We start from the raw sequence: 15,395 nt of genomic DNA on the forward strand, positions 1-15,395 counted from the left end.
GGGCCAAGCGCAGTCTGGCGCGCAGCCAGCGATACGTCCGGTTAGCGAAGATCCCCAAGCCGCGCCAAGATTGCGGAACGCCATCTCGTTCACGGTTCCTCTGGTATCGACCAGCCGGGCCTTTGGTGACGTTTTGATCGAAGTCAGAAGCAACAACGAAGTTTTCGTTGCGAAAGACAGTCTAATTCGCGAACTGGATACTATACTCAACCAACAAGGGCGCGCGGCGCTATCAGAGGCAACGGCTGAGCAGGAGCTGATACCGATCCCGGATTTACGCCGGGCGGGGTTCGATCTTTCATTCAATTCCGACCGTCTTGAACTCGAATTGCTTGGGGTGAAGCCGCAATTCCGAGCGGTGCAGTCAATCATTCCGAGCCGTGATAACGGTAATCGGCCTGAACTTGACCGGATCGCCCCTGCAGGCTTCAGCACCTATCTCAACATCATCAGCAACTACAATTATTCGACCGATCTTGGTGGCCAAAATCCGGAGTTTTTTCTCTCGGGGGCGACGCGCGTCGGCAATACCGTTTTAGAATATGACGGTGCCTTTACTGATCAATTCAGCGATTCCTATGGGTTTTCACGCCGTAATACCCGGCTTGTTTATGATGACCCAAAGTCCTTTCGCAGGTATTCCGCTGGTGACTTGCGTATCGAAACCCTTTCACTGTTGACTGTACCGCAAATCGCCGGTTTCGGTGTAGAGAAGCGCCGTCGTATTTTCGAACCTGGTCTTTCGGCATTGCGGGTTAACGGTCGCCAGATCTTCCTCAACAACCGGTCGACGGTGGATGTGGTGGTCAATGGTGTGAATGTCGAAAGCCTGCAGCTTGATGCGGGCGCCTATGATTTGTCATCGCTGCCAATCCAGCAAGGCTCGAACGATATCCAGCTGATTGTCACAGATTCGTTCGGCCAGAAGGACGTCATTTCTTATGACTTCTTCTTCGAAAGTCTGCCGCTTCCGGCAGGTGACGAGGAATATTCGATCGGGGTCGGGGTGTTGGCCGACAATCTCGGTTTCGCCCCGACCTACACCAGCGATCCCGTCGCATCGGCGCTCTATCGCCGCGCACTTTCCGAAAACCTGATCGTCGGCGGCGCCTTGCAACTCAGCGAGAATATTCAGGTCGTCGGGGCGAGCGTGATCGCGGTTCCGCAATTCATTCCCGGGTTTCTCGATGTCGAGCTCGCGGGGAGCACCGCTGGCGGGCAGAGCGGTGTTGCGATCAGAGCCGGATACAGCTTTTCAGTGGGCGGTCCGTTGACGGCGTCCAATCAGTTTGCTGCCAATGTCAGCTACCAGAGCGAAGGCTTTACCAGCGTCAATAACCTGTTGCCGATCAACTTTGATCTTCTTTCGCTCACAGCGACCTACTCACGCTCGTTCGGTCTCGATTCGGTCGCTACGATCGGCTTTAGTTACTTCACAGGCGGCAACCAGTCCGATGATTACGCCCTGTTTGCCGATTATACCCACCGCCTGAACGACAGGCTGCGGTTGACCGGCGGGCTTGAATATGGGCTGCGCACCGATACCCGTAGCGCATTTGGTGTCCGCTTCGGCGTTGCGCTGGCGCTCGGACGAGGGACGCGCGCGTCGGCCGATGTCCGCACCCGGTTCGACAATTTCAGAGCGAATCTGTCAAACGGCGCCGAAAACGAGGTCGGCTCGTTCGGCTATGACGTTGCGTTATCACAGTTTGGCGATGACGTGCGGTCTGATCTGCAGTTGGAATACGAAGCCAACAGGTTTGATGCCCGCGCCGATCTGACCTCGCGCGGCGCATCTTTCGGCAATATCACGCAGGAACAACGAATTCGCGTTCAAGTGGCCACCGCATTGGCATTTGCAGGCGGCCAATTCGGCATCGGCCGACCGATTAACGGCGCGTTTCTTCTAGCCAAACCGAACGATGCGATCGATGATCAGAATGTGATAACGGGCCGCGGCTTGAACAGCGGCAAATATTACGCGCGTAGCGGGCCGTTCGGGTCGGCACTTCAAGGAGATCTTGGCGTTTATAGCGCGCAGAACGTACAGTTCGATGCCGCCGATCCTGAAAGCGGATTTGATGTGGGTGATGGCACGGTGCTGCTCGAACCACCCTATCAAAGCGGTTATGCCGTAATCGTCGGCGAAGCGAATTTTGTGACGGTAATTGGCACGCTGCGCGACGAGAATGGCGTTGTTGCTGTTGCAACAGGGGTCGTGCGCGATCTTATGACGGGCGAGGTGTTGGAAGGCTCCCCATTCTTTACCAATGCGGCTGGCCGGTTTGGCGTATTCGGCCTTGCACCGGGCCGCAGTTATGAAATCCGGATTAGCGGATCGGACAGAACATTCGTGGTAGACATTTCAGACGATACGGATCCGATCGTTCGCCTTGGTCCGGTAGAATTGAAGCCTGCGAATAGGAGCGCGCGATGAAGCTGCCATTGTTTGCCATGATTTCATGCGTCGCGAGCGCGGTTCCGGCTGCGGCACTGGCGCAAGCCGAATGCCAACCGACATTTGTCGATGCCGCTCAAACCTTGGTGGTTCGCGACATTGTTGTCGGGCGTGATGATTTTGCGATAGAGTATTTTCAGGTCGGGATTCGGAATGCCGGTACAAACGGTGCGTGCAGTGCGACCCTGCGGGTAGCCCGCCTGAGCACATCGCCGACCATCAATCCCACCCCGCTCAAGTTGCAATCACGCGGTCAAGCCGTGGCGATCCTGCCCAGCGAAACCGCGCCAGGCACGCCCGCTAGCAATCTTCGTATCGCCCAAGTAAGCGCCGGTCCCAATGGTTTTGCCCTGCCCTTCCAGCTGGAGATTGCCAGTGGGTGGGGCACAAAATCAGGCGCGCAGACCGAAGATTTGATTCTGCTGTTGGTCGACAACCTCGGACAAATTGTCGATACCCTTCCATTCACCATCGAACTGAATATTCCGGCTGCCGCCGAAGTTCGCGTTGTCGGAGCGACCGGAACCGATCGCGTTGCGCAGATTGACCTTGGTGAGCTTGACCCAACGGCAACCACTTTATCGGAGCAATTCGGCATCCGGGTGTGGAGCACATCGGCCTATTCGGTACAGTTCGAGTCCGAGAACCGCGGCGAGTTGGTGCATTCCGAACAACGCGGGCGGATACCCTACGATTTGCGGATGGATAGCCGATCGGTCAGTCTGGTAGGAGGGGTTGCCGCACAAGTGCCGCGAGGGACTGATGCCTTGGGCGACTTTCATCCGCTGCGCCTGCAAGTTCCGCCTTTTTCGGCAAGGGCCGGTGCCTATGCCGACCGAGTTAGGGTCACAGTGACCGCCAGCTGAGATCAGATCGCCACGACGGAGAAGGCGATTGAAAGCGGCGTGTTTAGCGCGCTTGCGCTGATTGCAACCGGCACATTTTGAAACCGCTGCCCGCTGCGATTAGCGACTTTTGCCATACCGGTGCTATCAAGGACGGTAGCTATTCCGCCATATCGCACAACCGCCTGCTCGCTTCTTTCGAGCGGCCGGTGGTTTGCAACAATTTGGAAACCGGTGCTGGTGTTGCAGAACTCTTGAACCGAGCCGACCACCAGTCCGACTTCTGTCAGGATGAACTGTCCCGCCGACACGTTGCATACTTCAGGAACAATTAGACTAATGGTCGCAGATCCCGAAGCTTCGCGTGCTGCGAGCGAACCGGCCGGCATCGCCAGAGTTACGACTCCCATCATTGGCAACAATGCTCGGCGCAAGGTTTGTCTCCCGATTTATCAGGCGACACTAACCTCGGGGAATTAATTTTCAGTCAAGCTATCGGGGCGCGCCGCAAGAATGCGCCAAATAAAAAAGGGAGGGGCAGCGCCCCTCCCTTTCCTGAAATCAAATCCGCATTGCGGAAAATCAGAGTGCAGCGACAGTGAAGGTCACGGTTTCGGTGTAGCTGCCGGCGACCGGACGCTTGTTGTTGACGTTCGCAGCTTCGTAGCCAATGACCAGGCTGTAGTTGGCGTGGAATTCGCCAGTAGGCTGGCCGCCAGAAGCGATCGGACCGGGAGCCTGCACGCGCGGCTTGTACGAACCAAGGCCAGCGAAATTGGTCGTACGATCAGGAGTCAGCTTGATGTCGTAACGGATTTCGTTGGTGAACTGCGCGGTGTCTGTAACCGGCGAAGCGGTCAGCAGGCGCCGATTCAGGGTGTTAACCGAGAAGGTCGCATCGGTGTTGCAGCTGATGTAGATCGACTGCGCGGTCGACGGAGCAGGATTGTTCAGCAACAACGCGTTTTCGCCCGGATCTTCGTTGATCGAAAGCGCGCCGAGGTTGATGTTGGTCGGATTGGCCATGCTGCACTCAGGTGTGACAGTGGCGTTGATGTCGAAATCCTGCGTATCGCTCGGACCTGCAAATGCCGGGGCGCTGAACAGAGCGGCGGCGGCGCCAGCGATGATGATCTTCTTCATGATAATTCCCTTACCTTTAGACGAACCAGATAAAACCTTTGACCCTCGCCTGAGAGCCAAAGCACATTCGGTTTGCGACCGACGAGATCTGGAGAATTGTCTCGCCATTTTTGCTGTGAAGATTTTCACCTTCCCACCCGAGTGGGAGACATGACCCAACCGGCCAATGAACTTCCCCCCCATCCCGTTATTCGTTGGTTAACAGTGTGTTTACCAGTTGCATAGGGTTGTTTTTTGAAACTCCGCGTCGGTGCCAAAAGAGGACAGCTCAAGCTGTGGTAATTAGCAGCGCGAAGTCGGCCGGGCAGCGGACCTAGCCAGATAGCTTGCCGCCTCAGAAGCAGGCTTGAGAGGCAGTTTTTTAATCTTGCAACTTCGCCAAGGGGCACTCGAACCGATGCGGGTGCGTTGGCTATTGCGCCGATTGTCACGCGTCAGAACGAGCGCTCTGGCTTGGCGTCTCAATTGTCGAGGTGATCTATCACCTCGCGGATCACGGCATAGATGCGCGCAAGTTGATCGGGAGTGATGCAGAAGGGCGGCATCACATACACCGTGTTGCCCAGTGGCCGCAGCAAGACGCCGCGTTCGCGGAACATTGCCAGCATGCGCGGGGCCATATCTGACAGATAGCCTTCTGCCCCTCCCACTTCGAACGCTGTGATCGTGCCGATCTGCCGCGGATTGCAAACACGCATATGGGCTGCAAGCGCGTTCAGATGATCAGTCTGCTGCTGGCAAAGCGCCGCGATTCTTTCGCGCACCGGCTCATCGCGCCAGATCGCCAGATTGGCCGCCGCTGCAGCGCAGGCGAGCGGGTTGGCGGTGTAGCTGGAGGAATGGAAGAACATCGTCGCCCGGTCGGGGCCGTAATGCGCCTGATAGATCACCTCGCTCGCCATCGTTACCGCCAGCGGTATCGCGCCGCCGGTCAACCCTTTGGACAGACACAGGATATCCGGGACAACGCCGGCTTGCTCGCATGCGGTGAGAGTTCCGGTGCGGCCCCAGCCGGTCATCACTTCGTCGGCGATGAACAGCGTCCCTTGATCCGCGCAGATCCGGTGCATCCTGGCCAGCACTTCGGGCGGGTAGATCAACATCCCCCCCGCCCCCAGTATCAGCGGCTCCACGATAAACGCCGCCGCGCCCTGGCGGCACGCGGTCTCCAGCGCATCGTAGGTGGCCTGCGCAGTGCCATCATGCGGAAAGGGGATCGATGTCACGTCGAACAGCAAGGGCTGATACGCCCTGTTGAACACCCCGCGCGCGCCCACCGACATCGTGCCGATGGTATCGCCGTGATAGCCATGTTCCATCACCACGATCCGATCGCGCGGCTCGCCCGTGTTGCGCCAGTATCCCAGCGCCATCTTGAGCGCGACTTCGACACTGGTCGAACCCGAATCCGAAAAGAACACCCGTGTCAGGCTGTCCGGCATGATCGCGCGCAGACCTTCGGCGACCTGCTGCGCAGGCTCGTGCGTCCAGCCGGCAAAGATCATCTGGTCGAGCTGGGTTGCCTGCTGCGCGATCGCAGCGGTGATGCGGGGGTGGCAGTGCCCGTGGGTTGTCACCCACCATGACGATATGGCGTCGATAATCTCGTCGCCGTCTGCGGTGTGCAGGACCGCGCCCTCTGCCCGCACGACCTGCGGAATGGGTTCGCGCAAACCGTGCTGGGTGAAGGGGTGCCAGATTGCCGGGCCGGTCATGCAAAATCCTTCAGGTGGAAATTGGCGGCAAAGGCATCTGCAAGCGCGGCGGGTGTCAGCGGATCGAGCCGCGGCAGGCGTCCCAGCCGCGTCACCTTGCCGATCGCACAGATCGTGTCTTCGCTATCGGGTTCGGGATCACCGATGAAGGCGATGCCGCAGATGGGAACGCCGCGGGCGCGCAGTGCTTCGATCGTCATCAGGCTGTGGTTGATCGTTCCCAGCCGGGTTGCCGCCACGATCACCGCAGGGGCGCGCCACTGCGCAAAGACATCGGCGTAAAGAATATGATCCGTCACTGGCACCAGCGCGCCACCTGCGCCTTCAACAACCAGCGGGCCGTGCGTTCGGGGCAGAGCCAGACGGGCAGGATCAATGCTGACGCCATCGATCCGCGCCGCGCGGTGGGGCGAACACGGCGTCTTGAGGCAATAGGCTTCGGGAAGGATCATCGCCTCCGGCACCCCCAGCGCAGCCACGCGCGCCCGGTCGGTGCCGTCATCGTCGCCGGCCTGAACGGGTTTCCAGTAATGCGCGCCAAGCGCCCGTGTCAGCGCCGCGGCGAACACCGTCTTGCCGACATCGGTGTCGGTTCCGGTCACGATGACAGTCTGGTTCACACAACCTCCTTCAAAGCCTTGCCAAGCGCCGCGATTGCTGCGGCATCGGCGTTGAGCGTGATCGACAGGCGCAGCCGTGCCGTGCCCGGCGGCACCGCTGGCGGGCGCACCCCGCGAACATCGAATCCCAAGGCCTGCAGCCGCGCCGCAGCCGCCATCGTGCGGGCATCGTCGCCGATAATGATCGGCTGGATCGGAGAACAGCCGGGCAGCACGCCAAAGGGTTCAAACGTCTGCTGCGCCAGCGCGATCAGCGTTGCGAGCTGCGCGCGCCTGTCATCCGCAGCGGCAACCGCGGCCAGAGCGGCCTTAGCGATTTCGGCCATCAGCGGGGACGGCGCAGTGGAGAAGATGACGCTGCGCGCACGGTTGATGATGAAGTCGCGCAGCACCGATGCTGTCAGGATGAAGGCACCCTCGCACCCCATCGCCTTGCCGCAGGTGGCCAGCGTGACCACATTAGACCGGGCCTGCAATTGCCAGGCAAGCCCCCGCCCTTGCGGACCGAAGACGCCCGCCGCATGGGCTTCGTCGATCACAAGCATCGCGCCTTCACGATCGGCAAGCGCCGCAAACGCGGCCACAGGCGCCATGTCGCCATCCATGCTGTACAGCGTTTCGAACGCGATCCAGACCGTGCCGCGCCCGCCCGCTGCGCGCCAGCGTGCGATTTCGGCTTGCGCTGCGGCAACATCATTGTGTGCAAACGCCCGGTGCGGTGCGCGTGACAGGCGCATGCCTTCGTGGACGCTGGCATGGATCAGCGCATCGTGAAGGATCAGGTCGCCGGGCTGCGGCAGAGAGGAAAACAGCAGGCTGTTGGCAGCAAACCCCGAACCGACATACAACGCGCATTCCGCGCCGAAGAACCGCGCTGCGGCGGCCTCTGCCGCTTCGTGTTCGGGCGTGTTACCGCGCAGCAGCCGCGACCCTCCCGACCCCAGATTGACACCCCTGTCCAGCGCCGCGCGGGCGGCATTGCGCAAGGTATCAGACCCTGCCAGCGCCAGATAATCATTCGATGAAAAGTCGGTGCCGCCCGGCAAGGTCAGCGATCGGCGGCGGCCCGCCTTCTGAAGCGCAGCAATATCATCGCAATAGAACCGGGGTAACACCATCGCGCGGGTCCATAGATGGGTAGGACGCGGTTTCAAGACCGAACTTGGCCGGTCCGGGTCGGCTGACAGTTTGACGGCACGGCAGCAAAAGCGCATATTCCCGCCCGCGATTGGGGACATGCGATGGCCACACGCTTTGCCATGCTGCTGACGATGCTGCTTGCCTGTGCCGCATTGGCCTTGCCGGCCCCGGCTATGGCCGCCCCGGTTTTACCAGACGCTATCCTTGATGGGCCGATCCCGCGCGAATACTATGATTTGCGCGGCACCCCGCGGGCTGATCCGGAAAAGCCGGCGGATGAGATTGCGCGCGAAACCGCCAGGGCCGATGCGCACGAACTGGCGTGCCAGTCGGGCGCGGGTGCGGACAGGTGGGCGAGCTGTGCGGCGCTGGGCCGCGCCTATCGCTTGGGCGAAGGCCGCCCCCAGAACCGCCCGGTGGCAGAATTGCTGATGCGCCGGGCCTGCGACAACCAGAACAGCGGGGGATGTTATGAACTGGGGGACTTGCTGAGCAGCCGGCCGGATGATGCCGACGCACAGATCGGCCTCCAATTCTTTGCCCGCGCCTGTGCCTTGGGCACCCTGACCGGTTGCGACAGGCAGGCCGATGCCCTCGCCTGGTCAATGTTCGGCAATCCAGATCCGGCAGCGGCTGAGGCGCTCCGCCGCGATACCTGCAATCGCGGCGGGCGTGCCGCCTGCGCGGCGCTGGCGGGGCTTTTGCTGCAACAGGATCGCTCCCGGGAAGAACAGGACGAAGGCCGCGCACTGCTCGACCGGCAATGCCGTGGGGGTGATCCGGTCGCCTGCCGCAATGCTGCGGCGCATTGGGAAAAGCTGATCATGCCCGATACTGCTGTGCGGTATGACGACTATATCGCGCTGGGCTGCGATGCCGGGGATGCGGGGCTGTGCCGTGACCGGGCGACCCGGCTTTTGCCCTATGCGATCGGCAGTGATGCAGCACAATTCGCGCCGGCGCAGGCAGCGCTGGACCGGGCCTGCACCCTAGAGCGTTTCTATTGCGAAGCCGCCGAAAGCCTTCGCACGGTCCCGAACCTCATCGCAGGATGCGATGCCGGAGATCAGGCGTCATGCCGCCAGTTCGGGATGCTGCTGGCTTCGGATCAAAGCCCTGTCAGAGATGCTCGGCGCGCGCTCACCTTGCTGGCACCGCAGTGTGATGCGGGCGACGCTGCAGTGTGCGGCGTTGCGGCCCGGCTGATGATAACGCAGTGGCGCAGCGGCGATGCTGGCGATCCCGTCCGGCTCGAAGCGTTTCTGCGCCGCAGCTGCGAGGGCGGAGAGCCCGCATCCTGCGAAAGGCTGGCCGCGATGCTGGCTGCGGGGGATCTGCTTCCACAAGACATCGCTGCCGCCTCGCTGCTTTACATCGATATCTGCGAAACCCGCGAATACAACTACACCGCCTGCCAATTCCTCGAAGAGATGGCGCAAGCCGATCCGGCAACTCCGCTGACCCTGGCCTCGGCCGATTACGTCCCCGAACCGACCCCCGAAGAAATTGCTGAAGCCGCAGAGCAGGCCGAGCGCGAACGCATCGAAAACGAACGTCAGGTGCGCGAAGAAAAGGAACGCGCTTGCACCACCACGACCGTTGTCTTCGAAGGGCAAAGCTACACCGACAAGCTGTGCGATTCGGTTGTTAGGGTGTTGAGAGGCTATGCTGCAAGGGTGGGCGAAGCACCGTGGCAGGCGCTGATCTGGCGGCCCGAAACGCTCACCCGCCCGCTGACCCCGGCTGAACGGGTGAAGTGCGGCGGCGCTGTCATCCGCGATGGCTGGATCCTGACTGCGGCTCATTGTCTGACCGAAGATGGCGGGGTGTCCATCGTGAAGGCGGGGCATCGGGTGCGGCTGGGGCTGAACAATCCGCTGAGCGATGAAGGACACAGCTATCCGATCATCCGGGCGATTGCGCACCCCGATTTCAAGCGCAAGCCGCTCTCCTTCGATATTGCGCTGGTGCAATATGATACGCGCCGCGGCCAGCAGGGCCGCGTGGTCATATCACCGCGCCGCATCCGGCTTGATCCGCTGCCGCTTGATCAGCGCGATCTGGCGCGCACCAGCCGTGTGGTGACATATGGCTGGGGCGAAACCAGTGTGGGCACCGGGCTGGTGCCCGACCATCTGCGCGCCGCGCGGGTCCGCCTGCGCGATCGGCAGGCCTGCACTGCGGATACCCGTTTCGAAGACACGTTCCGCCGCGATTCGCTGATCTGCGCCGATGACACCCGCGCCGCCGATGGCGGTCAGGCATGCAGCGGTGACAGCGGCGGCCCGCTCATCACCTATGGCGATGCTGACAAGATCCCCACCGTGATCGGCGTGGTAAGCGGCGGGAAAGCCTGCGGCACCGCAGGCCGGCCCAGCCGCTACACCCGGATCGCGCACCCGCGTGTCACGGCATGGCTGCGTTCGCACGTGCCCGGGTTCGGATCGCGCTGATCGCCGCCTTCGGCCACGCCGCAGCTTCCGCACGATGTTTCACGTGAAACATCGTGCGGTCTTGCCCCGCGTTATTCCGAAGAAGGCGCCGTTTCATTGCCATCGGCAGGCGCCTGCGGCCGGATCGGGTTGCTGGTTGGGTCGAAACCTTCATCGGCGGCTTCGGCCGGGTCGACCGCAGGGTCCATTGCCGGGTCCATGACGGTATCGGTCGCCGCGGTGGCAGGGGCCATTGTTTCGCTGGTGACAGGTTCGACAGGCGTTTCAGCCGGATCGGGATTGCACGCGGCCAAAGCCAGCACCGATCCCGCAGCGATCACGAATGTAGCAGACGTCTTCATGCTGTTACCCCTTTTTCCCATTCCCCGAAGGCACGATAATATCACGATCCAAGCTGTCTTAGCAATTCTTTGAAACCGTCTTCCTTGCGCAGCGGATCAAGCATCGGATCATTGCGCGCAAACAGGACGCCGGGGTCGCGGGTGGTGTACGCCCGTTCGAGCACCGCGATCGCTTCGGCAACCGCGCCGCGTTGCGCGGCAATCTGCGCCTGCTGATACAGACAGGCATCGCCGTATTCGCCTATCAATGCGGTTTGCGCGGCATCAGCGGCCGCGTTATCGCCGCGTTTTGCGGCGGTGATTGCGGTCAATGTCAATTCGAACACCCGCACCGGTTCCTTCGCCGCCGCCGCCTGCGCGCCTTCCAGATCACCCTGCAGGTAGCGCGCATTGGCAATTCCGAAATGGGCGCTGGGGATGCCCGAATTGAGCGAGAGCGCCTGTTCCATTTGTTGGATCACCTTGGGATAATCCCGCGCAAACAATGCGATGAACCCGGCGGCCAGGAACGCACGGGCGTTCAGCGGGTCGAGCGTCAGCGCACGCGCAATCATCTGCGCCGCGCGAGCCTGATCCTTGCCATAGGAATGGAATATCGCCGCGCCGCGCAGCACATCGGCATCGCCCGGCGCAAGCTGTTCGGCCGCGCGATAATGCTGCGCAGCGGCGGATCGCTGCAATTGCCCATTGTTCAATGCAAACCCCAGCGCAAGATGGCCCAAGGCAAACTTCGGCTCGATCGCAATGGCGCGTTCGGCCGCTGCGATGGCATCGACATACAGGCGCTGGATTTCGCTGGCGCTGCTTGCCGCATTGGCAATCGCCGCCAGCGCGGTCGACCGCATCGCATGGGCCGCGGCATAGCCTGCGTCCTGCGCGATCGCAGTATCGAACTGCGCCAGCGCGTCGCGATCGGTGTCCGATCCGGTCGAGCTTTTGTAGATAGCAACGCCCCGCAAAAAGGCATCATAAGCGGCGACCGATCGTGTCCCGCCGATCTCTTTTTGCGCGGCGAGGCTGGTTTGCACTTCATCGCTGGAGGCGACCTGTGCGACCAGCGACGTGGCCACGGTTTCGGCAATTTCCGATTGCAGCGCAAACACATCATCGACGACGCGGTCATAGGTTTCCGCCCAGCGTACCAGCCCGCCTTCGATCTCGACCAGTTCGGCCGAAACCCGCATCCGTGCCGCATCGCGCTGCACATTGCCGCGCAAAATGTGTTCGACCCCCAGTTTGCGGCCAATCGCAAATTCATCCTCGCCCTGAATCGCGCTTGAGGAGGTGGGGGCCGCAACCTTGAGCCGGGGGTTTCGCACCAGCACGGCGCGCAGGGCATTGGACAATCCGTCGGAAAACCACGTCTTGCTGTCATCGCCGGTGAGATTGGCAAAGGGCAGCACCACCATCGACACAGCGCCAGCCGTGGCCGGGCCAAACAGCCCGGCGGCCCACCCTGCGCCAAGCGCGGCGACCCCGGCCAGACCCGCGCCGCCGATCAGCGCGCCCCGGCGCGAGATCGCGGGGCCTTGGGCTCCCAACAGCGCCGCACCGGCACGCCGCGGCTGCCAGGGAACCGATGGGGTAGTGCATGCCTGCTCGCCAGTCTTGCTCCCGACGGCGACCAGAATGCGTTTTGCCGCTTCGGCTTCGGGATCGCCCGACCATTGTGCAATGTCGAGCAGCTGAAACTGGCGAAAGCCAAGCGGCGCCATCGTTCCATCAAGCGACAGCGGCACCAGGCATCCGCGTTCGCGCCCGCGTTGGGCTTCGTCGCGCACCCAGTGCGAAGCGACCGAAACCTGCGACCACAGCACCACGACGCAATCTGCGGTTTCGAGCGCGGTTTCTGTGGTGGCGAGGTAGTTTTCGCCGCCTTCCAGCTTGCCATCCCACCAAACATCGAAACCCGCATCTTCAAGCAGCGCGATCACGGGTCGGGAGCGGTCAAGATCGGTGCGCGAATAGCTGACGAAGACCGACGGGCGGCGCCCGCTATCGGTATCCTCCACGCCGTTCTCGCCTGCCATTGCAACCGATCCCCTTTCCTGCCCGGTGGCAATACATCGAAAGGGCACGGCGCGCCATGCGATCATAAGAGCAGGCCAGCAGTGTCATTGTCGCTGCCTTTGGGGGTATCCGGTCAACCCTGGCCGGGCGCACGCTTCAGGCGCTGGATCACCTTGGCAAAGCTTGGCTTCTGGCCGGATGCAAGCAGGCTGGCCCGAAACAGGCGACCAACCAGTACAAGCTCTCCTACGATCGCGATTGTCAGCAAGACCCCTGACCCGATCAGCTCCCACGCCTCGATCCCCAGCCCCAGCCGCGCCAGCACCGCAAACGGGGTCCACAGCGGCACCCAGGTGAAGATGTGGACCACGATGCCATCGCTTCCCAGCAGGATGGCCTGCAACAGGAAGGTGATCGGCAGCAGGATGATCAGCAGAATCGGCATCATGAAGCCCTGCGCCTCGCTCATGGAATCGGCCATCGAACCGATCCCTACGAACAGCGCGGAAATTCCGACATATCCGGCGATAAAGAAGAACAGGATCGCAGCGATGATACCGGGTGATGACACTGGTTCAAGCGCCGGGCGGATCAGATCGGCGATCGCGCCCTGCGTGGCATAGGCCGCCACCGCGGCGCAGCCAGCCCAGACCGATATCATCATCAGGCCCACCACCAACGCACCCCGCAGCTTGCCATACATCAGTTCTTCCGGCGTGATGCAGGCCAGAAGGCTTTCGATCAGCTTGTTGGATCGTTCCTCGATCGAGCCTTGCAGCATCCAGCTGCCCGACAGCAACAGGCTCATCATCAGAACATAGGCCAGCGCAATCGGGACGATCGAACGCACCAGCAGGGTTTCACGCGCGCCGCCGCCGGGGGGCGGTGTATCGATGGCCAGCGTGGGTGCGATGGTCTGCACCAGTGCCGCCTGTTCACCTGTAATACCCGCTTCGGCCAGCAGGCGGGTGCGCAGATCGATGGTCAGCACCTCCTGCAGCTTGGTCACAAAGGTGGATCGCACCTCGTCCGATGAATAAATTCCGATACGCGTGTCAGCAGGGTAGCCTTCGGGGATCAGCACCACGATTTCAGGGTGGTCAGCGTCGGTATCATCTGCAAACAGCGCGCGCGCCGCGCCCGCAAAACCATCTGCGGGCGCATTCAGCAGCGCCGGCGGCGGAGCGATGAAGGCATAGTCATGCGGCGGGATGTCGAAGGTCGGCACGCCATCGGGACGAACGGCTTCGATCTTCGCCAGCGCGGCTTCGATGCCGCCGGCTGCCTCGAAAGCAGCGATATCCTGCGGGGTGTACCACCGCCCCTGTTCCAGCCAAGAGGCGCCGGGGTCGGCATCAGTCAGTTCGTAGCGCAGCACGTAACGTGACAATTCGCGCAGCAGGTATTGCGTCTCATCCATCTGGAATCGCGCAGCAAGCGCGGCATCCGCGTCGGCATCCGAACGGTCGACCACCGCTACGCGGGTCGGTTCGCCATCGGCCAGCGATTCGCCCATCAAGGGCCCGATCGCCACGGCGGCGGGCAGAATCAGCAGCGTCAGCCAGAAGCTGCGCATCTTGAGGATTTGCAGCATCTCGCGCTTGGCCACCAGCAGGATGTTGGCGATCGTCATGGCTTGACCTCCTCTGATCCGACAAGCCGGACGAACACGTCATGCAGGCTCGCCTGATGATGATCCCAGCGCCGCAACGCGATCCCTCTGGACGAACAATCCTCAAGCACCGTGCCGGGATCGACCCCCGGCTTCAGTGTCAGCGCCCATTCCTGCCAGCCGGGATCGGCTGTGGGGACGGCGGTGGCCGCGCTGACCCCGGCAAGGGTCGAAAGATCGGCTTTCGCAACCGCCGTAAGGCTGGCGGGCAATTGCGCGCGGGCCTGGGCGATCGTGCCTTCAAACCGCTTGTGTCCCTTTCTCAGCAACAACAGCCGGTCGCACAGACGTTCGGCATGTTGCATCACATGGGTCGAGAAGATGACGGCAGCCCCGCGTTGCGAGGCGCGCAGGATTTCGTTTTCCAGCAAACCCTGATTGACGGGGTCAAGACCCGAAAACGGTTCGTCCAGCATCAGCAACTTGGGTTCGTTGATGAGCGCCGTGGCAAGCTGCACTTTTTGCGCCATGCCCTTGGACATGTCGCCGATGGGGCTTTTGGCCCGACTGGCCAGATCGAACCGGTCAAGCAGGTCCATCCCGCGGCTTCGCGCCAGCGCTTCGGTCATCCCTTTGAGCCGCCCGAAATAGACGATCGTGTCGATCGCGCTCATCCCGGCATAAAGCCCGCGTTCTTCCGGCAGGAACCCGATGGCGGCTGTCACACGGCGATCGGGCGTGTCGCCCAGCACCCGGATGGTCCCCGAAGTCGGGCGGATGATATCAAGCACCATCCGCAAGGTGGTGGTCTTGCCCGCACCGTTCCCGCCCAGAAACCCGAAGATTTCGCCCGGCGCCACCGCAAAGGACAAATCGTCCACCGCCAGCACGGTATCGAAACGCTTCACGACATTGGCGATTTCCAGAACAGACATGCGATGCGATACCCCGTGGCCAGACATGGTGCAGCGTCATTGCGGCGTGGCAGCGCCGCAGCTGGAATAAGATCCCGTATTTCTGGAAATATTGGGCCGCGATGGCAAGGCACATTTGACGGT

At 61.7% G+C, this 15,395-nt stretch carries 12 protein-coding genes; 3 read left to right on the top strand and 9 right to left on the bottom strand.

Features of this window, described 5'->3' with window-relative positions; translation table 11 throughout:
• Positions 1–70: 70 nt before the first annotated feature.
• Both SJY33_RS11390 and SJY33_RS11395 read left to right on the top strand, forming a co-directional pair.
• A complete protein-coding gene (locus SJY33_RS11390; RefSeq protein WP_379922880.1) occupies positions 71–2,437 on the top strand; it encodes a hypothetical protein in 2,367 nt (788 codons plus the stop codon).
• The gene (locus SJY33_RS11395) at positions 2,434–3,324 is read left to right on the top strand and encodes a hypothetical protein (protein ID WP_379922881.1); all 891 of its coding nucleotides are present in this window, start codon (positions 2,434–2,436) and stop codon (positions 3,322–3,324) included. Before SJY33_RS11390 ends, SJY33_RS11395 begins: the two co-directional genes overlap by 4 nt.
• A gap of 2 nt (positions 3,325–3,326) precedes the next feature.
• Here the strand turns inward: SJY33_RS11395 and SJY33_RS11400 are convergent, their stop codons facing one another.
• The 5 genes from SJY33_RS11400 to SJY33_RS11420 all read right to left on the bottom strand — a co-directional run bounded on the left by SJY33_RS11400 (position 3,327) and on the right by SJY33_RS11420 (position 7,899).
• On the bottom strand, positions 3,327–3,716 hold the full coding sequence (locus SJY33_RS11400; protein ID WP_379922882.1) for a hypothetical protein: 390 nt from the start codon (positions 3,714–3,716) through the stop codon (positions 3,327–3,329).
• A gap of 169 nt (positions 3,717–3,885) precedes the next feature.
• Positions 3,886–4,446 (bottom strand): spore coat protein U domain-containing protein, encoded by a 561-nt coding sequence (locus tag SJY33_RS11405; protein ID WP_379922883.1) that lies wholly within the window; start codon positions 4,444–4,446, stop codon positions 3,886–3,888.
• A 461-nt stretch (positions 4,447–4,907) separates the two neighbouring features.
• Positions 4,908–6,161 carry an adenosylmethionine--8-amino-7-oxononanoate transaminase gene (locus SJY33_RS11410; protein ID WP_379922884.1) on the bottom strand — a complete coding sequence of 418 codons (1,254 nt, stop codon included), beginning with the start codon at positions 6,159–6,161 and terminating at the stop codon, positions 4,908–4,910.
• A complete protein-coding gene (gene bioD, locus SJY33_RS11415) occupies positions 6,158–6,781 on the bottom strand; it encodes a dethiobiotin synthase (protein WP_379922885.1) in 624 nt (207 codons plus the stop codon). The genes SJY33_RS11410 and bioD overlap by 4 nt, the downstream gene beginning before the upstream one ends.
• Positions 6,778–7,899 carry an 8-amino-7-oxononanoate synthase gene (locus SJY33_RS11420; RefSeq protein ID WP_379922886.1) on the bottom strand — a complete coding sequence of 374 codons (1,122 nt, stop codon included), beginning with the start codon at positions 7,897–7,899 and terminating at the stop codon, positions 6,778–6,780. The genes bioD and SJY33_RS11420 overlap by 4 nt, the downstream gene beginning before the upstream one ends.
• Before the next feature lie 123 nt (positions 7,900–8,022).
• On the opposite strand from SJY33_RS11420, the gene SJY33_RS11425 reads away from it, so the two are divergent.
• Positions 8,023–10,374, top strand: a complete 2,352-nt coding sequence (locus SJY33_RS11425) for a trypsin-like serine protease (RefSeq protein WP_379922887.1) — start codon at positions 8,023–8,025, stop codon at positions 10,372–10,374.
• Between the two features lie 71 nt (positions 10,375–10,445).
• On the opposite strand, the gene SJY33_RS11430 is transcribed toward SJY33_RS11425, so the two are convergent.
• The 4 genes from SJY33_RS11430 to SJY33_RS11445 form a co-directional block, all read right to left on the bottom strand.
• Complete coding sequence (locus tag SJY33_RS11430; protein ID WP_379922888.1) at positions 10,446–10,715, bottom strand: hypothetical protein; 270 nt, start codon at positions 10,713–10,715, stop codon at positions 10,446–10,448.
• A gap of 41 nt (positions 10,716–10,756) precedes the next feature.
• On the bottom strand, positions 10,757–12,745 hold the full coding sequence (locus SJY33_RS11435) for a TIR domain-containing protein (RefSeq protein ID WP_379922890.1): 1,989 nt from the start codon (positions 12,743–12,745) through the stop codon (positions 10,757–10,759).
• A gap of 113 nt (positions 12,746–12,858) precedes the next feature.
• Positions 12,859–14,358: an ABC transporter permease gene (locus tag SJY33_RS11440; protein ID WP_379922891.1), complete on the bottom strand. Its 1,500-nt coding sequence runs from the start codon at positions 14,356–14,358 to the stop codon at positions 12,859–12,861.
• Entirely contained in the window at positions 14,355–15,272 is a 918-nt protein-coding gene (locus SJY33_RS11445; RefSeq protein WP_379922892.1) for an ABC transporter ATP-binding protein, read from the bottom strand. Before SJY33_RS11445 ends, SJY33_RS11440 begins: the two co-directional genes overlap by 4 nt.
• Positions 15,273–15,395 lie beyond the last annotated feature (123 nt).

Origin of the sequence: Erythrobacter sp. R86502 (genome assembly GCF_042466465.1) — a bacterium.
Classification (GTDB): Bacteria; Pseudomonadota; Alphaproteobacteria; order Sphingomonadales; family Sphingomonadaceae; genus Erythrobacter.

Excerpts from the sequence above, each read along its gene's own strand:
- SJY33_RS11400 (WP_379922882.1), bottom strand. The coding sequence starts at position 3,716 with ATGATGGGAGTCGTAACTCTGGCGATGCCGGCCGGTTCGCTCGCAGCA.
- SJY33_RS11435 (WP_379922890.1), bottom strand. The coding sequence starts at position 12,745 with ATGGCAGGCGAGAACGGCGTGGAGGATACCGATAGCGGGCGCCGCCCG.
- SJY33_RS11445 (WP_379922892.1), bottom strand. The coding sequence starts at position 15,272 with ATGTCTGTTCTGGAAATCGCCAATGTCGTGAAGCGTTTCGATACCGTG.
- SJY33_RS11425 (WP_379922887.1), top strand. The coding sequence starts at position 8,023 with ATGGCCACACGCTTTGCCATGCTGCTGACGATGCTGCTTGCCTGTGCC.
- SJY33_RS11395 (WP_379922881.1), top strand. The coding sequence starts at position 2,434 with ATGAAGCTGCCATTGTTTGCCATGATTTCATGCGTCGCGAGCGCGGTT.
- SJY33_RS11410 (WP_379922884.1), bottom strand. The coding sequence starts at position 6,161 with ATGACCGGCCCGGCAATCTGGCACCCCTTCACCCAGCACGGTTTGCGC.
- SJY33_RS11405 (WP_379922883.1), bottom strand. The coding sequence starts at position 4,446 with ATGAAGAAGATCATCATCGCTGGCGCCGCCGCCGCTCTGTTCAGCGCC.
- SJY33_RS11440 (WP_379922891.1), bottom strand. The coding sequence starts at position 14,358 with ATGACGATCGCCAACATCCTGCTGGTGGCCAAGCGCGAGATGCTGCAA.
- SJY33_RS11430 (WP_379922888.1), bottom strand. The coding sequence starts at position 10,715 with ATGAAGACGTCTGCTACATTCGTGATCGCTGCGGGATCGGTGCTGGCT.
- SJY33_RS11420 (WP_379922886.1), bottom strand. The coding sequence starts at position 7,899 with ATGGTGTTACCCCGGTTCTATTGCGATGATATTGCTGCGCTTCAGAAG.